Origin of the sequence: Rhizobium sp. YJ-22 (assembly GCF_029601685.1) — a bacterium.
Lineage (GTDB): Bacteria > Pseudomonadota > Alphaproteobacteria > Rhizobiales > Rhizobiaceae > Metarhizobium.
The window spans coordinates 1-7,568 of sequence record NZ_JARRIR010000041.1 but is presented as its reverse complement, the minus strand read 5'-3'; the positions used below and the strand labels follow the sequence as shown (position 1 = coordinate 7,568).

General features: G+C 63.2%; 7 protein-coding genes and 1 pseudogene. 5 read left to right on the top strand and 3 right to left on the bottom strand.

Annotated elements, in window-relative coordinates; genetic code table 11:
• Together P7F60_RS30545 and gfa are read left to right on the top strand one after the other, a co-directional pair.
• Window positions 1–129: pseudogene (locus P7F60_RS30545) on the top strand (S-(hydroxymethyl)glutathione dehydrogenase); the annotation flags it as partial.
• A 113-nt stretch (window positions 130–242) separates the two neighbouring features.
• Window positions 243–815: an S-(hydroxymethyl)glutathione synthase gene (gene gfa, locus P7F60_RS30540; RefSeq protein WP_277921217.1), complete on the top strand. Its 573-nt coding sequence runs from the start codon at window positions 243–245 to the stop codon at window positions 813–815.
• A 218-nt stretch (window positions 816–1,033) separates the two neighbouring features.
• Here gfa and P7F60_RS30535 read toward each other — a convergent pair whose 3' ends face one another.
• On the bottom strand, window positions 1,034–1,927 hold the full coding sequence (locus tag P7F60_RS30535; RefSeq protein ID WP_277921216.1) for a DMT family transporter: 894 nt from the start codon (window positions 1,925–1,927) through the stop codon (window positions 1,034–1,036).
• Window positions 1,928–2,365: 438 nt separating this feature from the next.
• Between P7F60_RS30535 and ppk2 the strand changes: the two genes are divergently transcribed.
• The gene (ppk2, locus tag P7F60_RS30530; RefSeq protein WP_277921215.1) at window positions 2,366–3,274 is read left to right on the top strand and encodes a polyphosphate kinase 2; all 909 of its coding nucleotides are present in this window, start codon (window positions 2,366–2,368) and stop codon (window positions 3,272–3,274) included.
• 57 nt (window positions 3,275–3,331) lie between these two features.
• Here ppk2 and P7F60_RS30525 read toward each other — a convergent pair whose 3' ends face one another.
• Window positions 3,332–4,171 carry a phytanoyl-CoA dioxygenase family protein gene (locus P7F60_RS30525; RefSeq protein WP_277921214.1) on the bottom strand — a complete coding sequence of 280 codons (840 nt, stop codon included), beginning with the start codon at window positions 4,169–4,171 and terminating at the stop codon, window positions 3,332–3,334.
• A gap of 110 nt (window positions 4,172–4,281) precedes the next feature.
• On the opposite strand from P7F60_RS30525, the gene P7F60_RS30520 reads away from it, so the two are divergent.
• Window positions 4,282–5,319, top strand: a complete 1,038-nt coding sequence (locus P7F60_RS30520) for a LacI family DNA-binding transcriptional regulator (protein ID WP_277921213.1) — start codon at window positions 4,282–4,284, stop codon at window positions 5,317–5,319.
• 63 nt (window positions 5,320–5,382) lie between these two features.
• Here the strand turns inward: P7F60_RS30520 and P7F60_RS30515 are convergent, their stop codons facing one another.
• Window positions 5,383–6,837 (bottom strand): MDR family MFS transporter, encoded by a 1,455-nt coding sequence (locus tag P7F60_RS30515; protein ID WP_277921212.1) that lies wholly within the window; start codon window positions 6,835–6,837, stop codon window positions 5,383–5,385.
• 312 nt (window positions 6,838–7,149) lie between these two features.
• Between P7F60_RS30515 and P7F60_RS30510 the strand changes: the two genes are divergently transcribed.
• On the top strand, window positions 7,150–7,568 hold a 419-nt coding region (locus P7F60_RS30510), incomplete at its 3' end, for a porin (RefSeq protein ID WP_277921211.1).

The window sequence follows — 7,568 nt, the reverse complement described above, 5'->3', positions numbered from 1 at the left end:
GACTGGTACATGGAGGGCAAGATCCAGATCGATGCGATGATCACCCACACCATGCCGCTCGACGACATCAACAAGGGCTTCGACCTGATGCACAAGGGCGAGAGCATTCGCGGCGTCGTGGTCTATTGATGCCGGTATCGGCGGGGCCGCCCGGGTGACCGGGTGCGCGCGGGGACTTGAGATCGGAAATTCAGCGATCGGGCCGGGGCATGCCGCGCTGGCTCATGAAGGAGGAGAAGTCCATGCCAAGCATATCGATCCATCCCGCCGTCGATGGCGGGTTCAAGGCGACCGACGCATCCTTTTCCGGGGGCACGCTGGTCTGCGCCTGCGCCAGCAATCCGGTCAAGGTGAAGGTGAAGGGCGACATCGCCCATAATCATGCCTGCGGCTGCACCAAATGCTGGAAGCCTGAAGGCGCAGTGTTCTCGGTCGTCGCCGTGGCGCCGACCGAAAGCGTCGAGGTTGTCGAGCATGCCGAAAAACTCGCCGTCGTCGATCCCGCCGCCCTTATCCAGCGCCATGCCTGCAAGGAATGCGGCGTGCATATGTATGGACCGGTCGAGCGCGACCATCCGTTCAAGGGCCTGTCCTTCGTGCATCCGGAACGCTTTGAGGAGAGCGGCTGGGCGGGGCCGGGCTTTGCCGCGTTCGTCTCCTCGATCATCGAGAGTGGCTATGATCCGGCCGGGATGGACGGCGTGCGCGCCCGCCTGCGCGATCTCAATCTCGAACCCTATGACTGCCTCAATCCGCCCCTGATGGACTATATCGCCACCTGGACCGCCAAGAAGAGCGGCGTGCTGGCGGCATAGGACAAACTGGTCGGGGCGCTGCCGATGGCAGCGCGCCGGTCTTTTCGTTCACGACGATTTCAGCGGGCCGGGGAAGGGCTGTCGCTCGCTCGCTACACGGCACTCGCCAGCAGCCTCGCCCCAACGACAAACGCCCCCACACGCCCGCGCTCATCGCCTGATCGAATCGCTTAAAGACCTGCAGGACGATCTTCGCGGTGAACGGGGCGGCAATCGCCTCAGCGGATGAAGATGAACGCCATGCCGACGATCACGAGCGCGGCGCCGGCCCAGGCGCCGCCGGCGGGGCGTTCGCCGGTCCTCAGCCAGAGCATGGGCAGGATGATGGCCGGGGAGGTGGCCGAGAGGGTCGAGACGATGCCGACCTTGCCGCCCGACAACGCAAACAGCAGCAGTGTCATGCCGATAGCCAGAGCAAGCACGCCGGTCAGGGCCGTCATTGCCGCGACCTTCGGCGTCAGCGACCCCTTCGGCTTCACGGAAGGGATCGGCAGCTGGATCAGGATGCTGAGGCAGGTGGCCGCGATGCCGACGCGCAGCAGCGAGGCAAGGAAGGGATCGATGCCGGTTTCCATGGCCGGCCGGGCGATGATCGAACCGATCGCCTGGCCGGTCGCCGCGCCGATCCCCAGCAGCACGCCGACGGCGAGCGATCCCTTGACCGTCTCCCACTGATGCATCTGCGCCCGGCGCTTGCCGAAGAGGATGGCGAGGAACACGCCGGATGCGGTCAGCGCCACGCCTGCCACCGCGAAACCCGAAAGCGTCTCGCCGAGCATCAACCAGCCGAGCAGCGCCGAGATCGGCGCATTCAGCGCAAACAGGATGCCGGAGCGGCGCGGCCCCAGGCGGTTGAGCGTCGCAAACAGCAGCGTGTCGCCGATGAAGATGCCGATCAGGCCGGATAGCAGCAGCGGGCCTGAGGTCGCCAGTGTCAGTTCATGCCACGCGCCTGTAAACAGCACATAGAGCCCCAGCAGTGCGGTGACGAAGATCTGGCGGGCGCGGTTGAAGGCGAGCGCGCCGAGATGGCCGGCAGGGCCTGCCGAGATCAGCCCGGTCATGGCCCAGCAGGTCGCGGCGCCGAGCGCGGCAAGTTCGTGGATTGGCATCGTTTTCCGATCGGTGGAATGAGGGCGGGATGTGCGCCGTTAAAGCGCGATCGGGTGGGCGTCGTCCAGTGCCGTTTCGATCCGTCAACAGCGTGGTTTAAGTCATCGCTTCGACGCGCGGCGCCGGACGGTCGGTTCGGGCAGGCTCCCCTCCGCAGCTTCGTCCGATCCCCGGCCGGTTCGTCACGAAAACGTCATGGCGGGTTTCTATAGGTTTTGACCGAGAACGTTACGGCATCCCGGTATGAGCAGCCTTCGAGGCGGCTCGACCCCTATCGACATGGAGTGGTGCGATGGCAGGCGCTGCCGTCTTGAAAGCTGCCAGATCTCTTTCCATTCCCTTGCATCCGGCATCCCGACAGGTGTCGAATACCGAGAAACACCGGTGGCTGACGAAATGCCGCCGGCCGCAATTTCCTTCAGCGACGGATACCAGTCATGTTCGACGACAATCATTTGAATCGCATCAAGGCGGAGATCGCCGATAGCTTCGACGAGGAGCTGGAATTGCAGATCGAGGAAGAGCGCCTCGACGACCTCATCGCCGAGGGCATGTCGGAACCGCCGGTGCCGACGCTGGAACGCCGCGTCTATTTCCGCGAACTGTTCCGCCTGCAGCATGAACTGGTCAAGCTGCAGGACTGGGTGCAATACAAGAAGCTCAAGGTGGTCGTGCTGTTCGAGGGGCGCGATTCCGCCGGCAAGGGCGGCGCCATCAAGCGCGTGACCCAGCGTCTCAATCCGCGCGTGTGCCGCGTCGTCGCCCTGCCGGCGCCCACCGAGCGCGAGCGCAACCAATGGTATTTCCAGCGCTATGTGCCGCATCTGCCGACCGCGGGCGAAATGGTGCTGTTCGACCGTTCCTGGTACAATCGCGCCGGTGTCGAGCGCGTCATGGGCTTCTGCACGCCAGACGAGCTGGAAGAGTTCTTCCGCTCGGTGCCGGAGTTCGAGCGCATGCTGGTTCGCTCCGGCATCATCCTCATCAAGTACTGGTTCTCGATCACCGACGAGGAGCAGGAATTCCGTTTCCGCATGCGCATCCATGATCCGCTCAAGCAGTGGAAGCTGTCGCCCATGGACCTGGAAAGCCGTGTACACTGGGAAGATTACACCAAGGCCAAGGAAGACATGTTGGCGCGCAGCCACATTCCCGAAGCGCCCTGGTGGATCGTCGAGGCCGTCGACAAGAAGAAGGCGCGCCTCAACTGCATCGCGCATCTTCTCTCGCAGGTGCCTTACGAGGACGTCCCGAAGGCGCCGATCGAATTGCCCAAGCGCGTTCGTCACGACGATTATATCCGCAACGAGCCTCCGGAAGACATGTATGTTCCGGAGGCCTATTGACGCCCGGAACGCTTCCTGTCCCGGTTGCCGGCGGGCGCAAATGCGTTGCGCCGGTTCTCAGCTGGGCTCCGCACCCATCACCAGGCCTTCGATATCGTGCTTCTGGGTGATGGGCACGAGTTCGTCGACGACGCGGCAGATGAGGTGCTTGCGGGCCTTTTCCGGCAGGGCCTCGTGCCAGTCGCGGGTCACCATCATGTCGTGGAGTTCGGCATGGCCGGCGCCGGGCGCGTCGACGCCGAGCACCATGACCGGTCGGGCGATCGGCGAGAGGTGTTCGGTGCCGCGATGCATCGTCAGAGCCGAACGGCAGGAAATGTCGCCCCGGGCGGGATATTTGCGCACCGCCCTTTCCTGGAATCGCGGCCATAGCGCCTTGTCGGGAAACATCTCGTGTTTCCACGCGCGCCCGTCATCCCATTGCGTACCCGGCGCCACTTCGAAAGGCCCCATGTCGGGCGTGACGTCGACGCCGGTCAGGTTGAAAGCGAGCGAAGTGATCCTGTGATCGCGATAGGTATCGGCCGGTGAAGGAAAGTCCCGGTGCCATGGCTGGTATTTCGCCCCCTGGAACGGAACGTCGAGGCCGATTTCGACGATCTGGTAATCCGGTCCGAGCATGCGTTCGCAGATGCCGGTGACCCAGGGGTGGGTGATGAGATCGACGAAGCCGCGGAAATCCTGCGGATGGATTTCGACATACCATCGGCGGGGACCGCGACCGACGGCGCCGCCGGGGCGCTGGATGGCGGACCAGAAGGCTGTCATCATGTCTTCGCGCATCTCGTCCGCCCATTCCGGGGTGAAGGCCGATTTCAGCCCGACGATGCCATCGCTTTGCAGGGTCTGGAGATGGGTGTCGATGTCGTATGCATATTGTCCGTAGGCCGCGTTCATGATCGTTCCTCCCATGATGAAGCAAGGCTACGTCAACTAATAATTATTAGTCAATGGGCTTATGCCTATAAATGATATACAGCCCTGTCATATCTGTTCGGAGACAAGGCATGGCACGGCGCGCTGCGCAAACCCCTACGGCCCGCAAGGCGACGATGACCGATGTCGCGCGCCTTGCCGGCTGCTCGCAGGCGACGGTGTCCTTCGTTCTCAACAATGCCGTCGGCGTGAAGATTTCCGAGGAAACCCGGCAAAAGGTGATTCAGGCTGCCCGCTCGCTCAAATATGGAGAGGCGTCGCCGATCGCGCGGGCGGCGATGGATGGGCCGGAGAGTTTCGGCTTCGTCGTCGACCAGATGGCGACGAGCCCGGAAACCGTCAACGCGCTGGAGGGCGCGCGCCAGGCTTCCTGGGAGGAGGGGACGGTCATCCTCGCGGCCCAGACCATGGGCATCCGTTCCATGGAGGACTCCGTCGTGCGCAGCTTGAGCCGCGGCGGCGTCTCCGGTCTCGTCTATATGTCGATCTTCACCCGGCGCGTCACGCTGCCCGCCATCCTTTATGACTTGGACATTCCCGTCGTCCTGCTGAATTGCTATAGCGACGACAATCAATTTCCCTCGGTCGTGCCGGACGATTTCGAGGGCGGGCGCCGGGCGGCGCAGGCGTTGATCGCCAGGGGCCGGCGCCGTATCGCCACCATCACCGGCGAACCCTTCATGGAGGCGAGCCTCGACCGTCTCAAGGGTTATCGCCGGGCGCTGGACGAGGCTGGCCTGCCGCATGACCCGGAACTGACCCTGGAAGGCAACTGGTCGCCGACCTCGGGCTACGAGGCGACGCGGCGGCTTCTGGCGCATAGGGATCGGCCGGATGCGATCTTCTGCCAGAACGACAAGATGGCGTCGGGTTGCTACGAGGCGGTTCGCGAGGCCGGCCTCGCCATCGGCAGCGACATCTCCATTATCGGGTATGACGACGATGAAATCTGCCGCCACCTGCGCCCGCTGCTCAGCACGATCATATTGCCGCATCGGGAGATGGGCGCCTGGGCGGTGAACGCCCTGCGCCGGGCCAGGCCGGGGAAGGCGGGCGCCTACCGCCCGCACCGGGCTTCGGTGGTCTATGTCGAGCGTAACTCGATTTGACGATGGCCATGTCCCTGGAGCCGGGAGGCCGCTCCGGCCTGAACCGATGCCTGCGGCGACGGGTTACGCTTCCTGCGGCGCATGGTCGCCTGCCCGCAACGCGGGGACCAACAGGCAGGCGGGCACGATAAGCGCGGCGATCATCAGCATGGCGACGAATGTCGCATGCAGCGCGTGCTGCAAGGCAAGCCGGATATCTTCCGTGCCGCCGATGGCGTTCAGCAGCCCGCGGATCTGCTCCGGTGTGATCGGTTGGCCGTTGGTGGCGTGCGCCAGGCCGTAGGTCAACACCGCGCCGAGCACCGCCGCGCCGAGCGTGCTGCCGAGATTGCGCGAAAAGACGTTCGAGGCCGTGGCGCTGCCGCGCTCGGTCCAGCTCACGCTTTCCTGCGTCAGGATCAGGGCGCTGATATTGAGCAGCCCCATGCCGAAACCCATGATCAGCGAACCGGCGCCGGCGAGGATCGCCGAACTCGATGGCGTCAGCAGGATGAACAGGAAGGTGCCGACCGGGATCAGCAGGCTGCCGGCGATCATGATGGGACGAAGGCCGAAGCGCGCGAACTGGCGCGAAGCGATGGTCGCGCCGCAGGGCCAGCCGAGAAGAAGCATGGTCAACGCGAAACCGGCAACCAGCGGCGAGCGGTTGAGCACCGTCTGGACATACATCGGCAGAAAGGTCGTCAGGCCCATGATCGACATGCTGGCGAAAAATACGGCCAGGTTTGCAAAGGCGATCGGCCGCTTCAGCCACAAGCCGGGGGCGATCATCGGCGCTTCCGCGCGGCGTTCCTGCCAGACGAACCCAGCCAGCGCGATCACGAAAACAGCAAGCATGCCGACGGCCTGTCCCGATACCGCGCTTTCCAGTTCGGTCAGCGCGATCATCAGCGCGGAAATCGAGATGGCGAAAAGCGCGGCGCCAAGCACATCGATGGAGACCGATCGCGACCGTTTCTCCTCATGCAGGAAAAGCAGAAACGCCAGGGAGGCGAAAAGCCCCACGGGCACGTTGATCCAGAAAACCCAGGCCCAGGGCAGGTTGTGGATGATCAGGCTGCCGAGCAGGGGGCCGACGACGGCAGACAACGCCCAGACGCTTGCCAGATAACCCTGGACCTTGCCGCGCTGGTTGCCGGGAAACAGATCGGCGACGACCGTCATCGCGACGGGCTGGATGGCGCCCGCACCCACGCCCTGCAGCAGCCGGAAGGCAATCATCGACGGCATCGACCAGGCAAAGCCGGCAAGCACCGAGGCAATCAGGAACAGCGCGATGCCGATGAGAATCATCGGCTTGCGCCCATAGATGTCCGCCAGCTTTCCAAAGACGACGGTCGTTGCCGTCTGGGTCAGGAGAAACGACGAAAACACCCAGGAATAGAGGTTGATCTGACCGAGTTGCGCGGCGATCTGCGGCATCGCCGTCGATACGATCGTCGCCTCGATGGCGATCATCGCCATGCTGGCCATGATCGCGACGACGACGAGTCCGCGATGTGAGGTTTTTTCTGTCATGGGTGACTTTCGGACCAGGCGGTCACACTGCTGGGATGGGCACGATATCTTATGTGTCACTTAGTAGTACGATGCCTCGCGCCGTCAAGGCGGTTCTGGCGGCAAAGGCGCGTTGGGGGCGGGAGATCGCGAAAACGTTGATTTACAAACAAGGCGTTTGTATATAGAAAAATCAGCCGTCGCGTCTCCCGTTTCGACGATCGATCCACTGAATCCGGGAACGGGATGCCGGCGAATATGCGACTGACGCCTGCTTTGCACGCAGCCTCCAGGCGTGTCCACGGGCATTATCGGTCACTCGGAGAGCCCCTGATGAACGGGGTCGTTCGTCAGGGGCACGTCGTTGCTCGGGCCGTCCTTCTCCAGTCCTTCGTTGCGCCGGGAGTGGTTGTTGCCGGAATCCCACACCCGAAATCCCAAGGCGCGGGGACACCGCTTTCGATGTCAGAAAAGATTTACAAACATTTCGATTGTATATATCCCGGAATCGCAGGTCCGGGATATCATCTTGTCGCGACTTACCGTTGGCGGACCATGCTCTCGAACGATTTGATTGACTGGAGTTCAAAAATGAACATCAAGAGCCTTCTTCTCGGCTCCGCTGCAGCCCTCGCTGCAGTTTCCGGCGCCCAGGCTGCCGACGCCATCGTTGCCGCCGAGCCTGAGCCGATGGAATATGTCCGCGTTTGCGACGCTTACGGCACTGGCTATTTCTACATTCCCGGCACCGA

Excerpts from the sequence above, each read along its gene's own strand:
- gfa (WP_277921217.1), top strand. The coding sequence starts at position 243 with ATGCCAAGCATATCGATCCATCCCGCCGTCGATGGCGGGTTCAAGGCG.
- P7F60_RS30535 (WP_277921216.1), bottom strand. The coding sequence starts at position 1,927 with ATGCCAATCCACGAACTTGCCGCGCTCGGCGCCGCGACCTGCTGGGCC.
- ppk2 (WP_277921215.1), top strand. The coding sequence starts at position 2,366 with ATGTTCGACGACAATCATTTGAATCGCATCAAGGCGGAGATCGCCGAT.
- P7F60_RS30525 (WP_277921214.1), bottom strand. The coding sequence starts at position 4,171 with ATGAACGCGGCCTACGGACAATATGCATACGACATCGACACCCATCTC.
- P7F60_RS30520 (WP_277921213.1), top strand. The coding sequence starts at position 4,282 with ATGGCACGGCGCGCTGCGCAAACCCCTACGGCCCGCAAGGCGACGATG.
- P7F60_RS30515 (WP_277921212.1), bottom strand. The coding sequence starts at position 6,837 with ATGACAGAAAAAACCTCACATCGCGGACTCGTCGTCGTCGCGATCATG.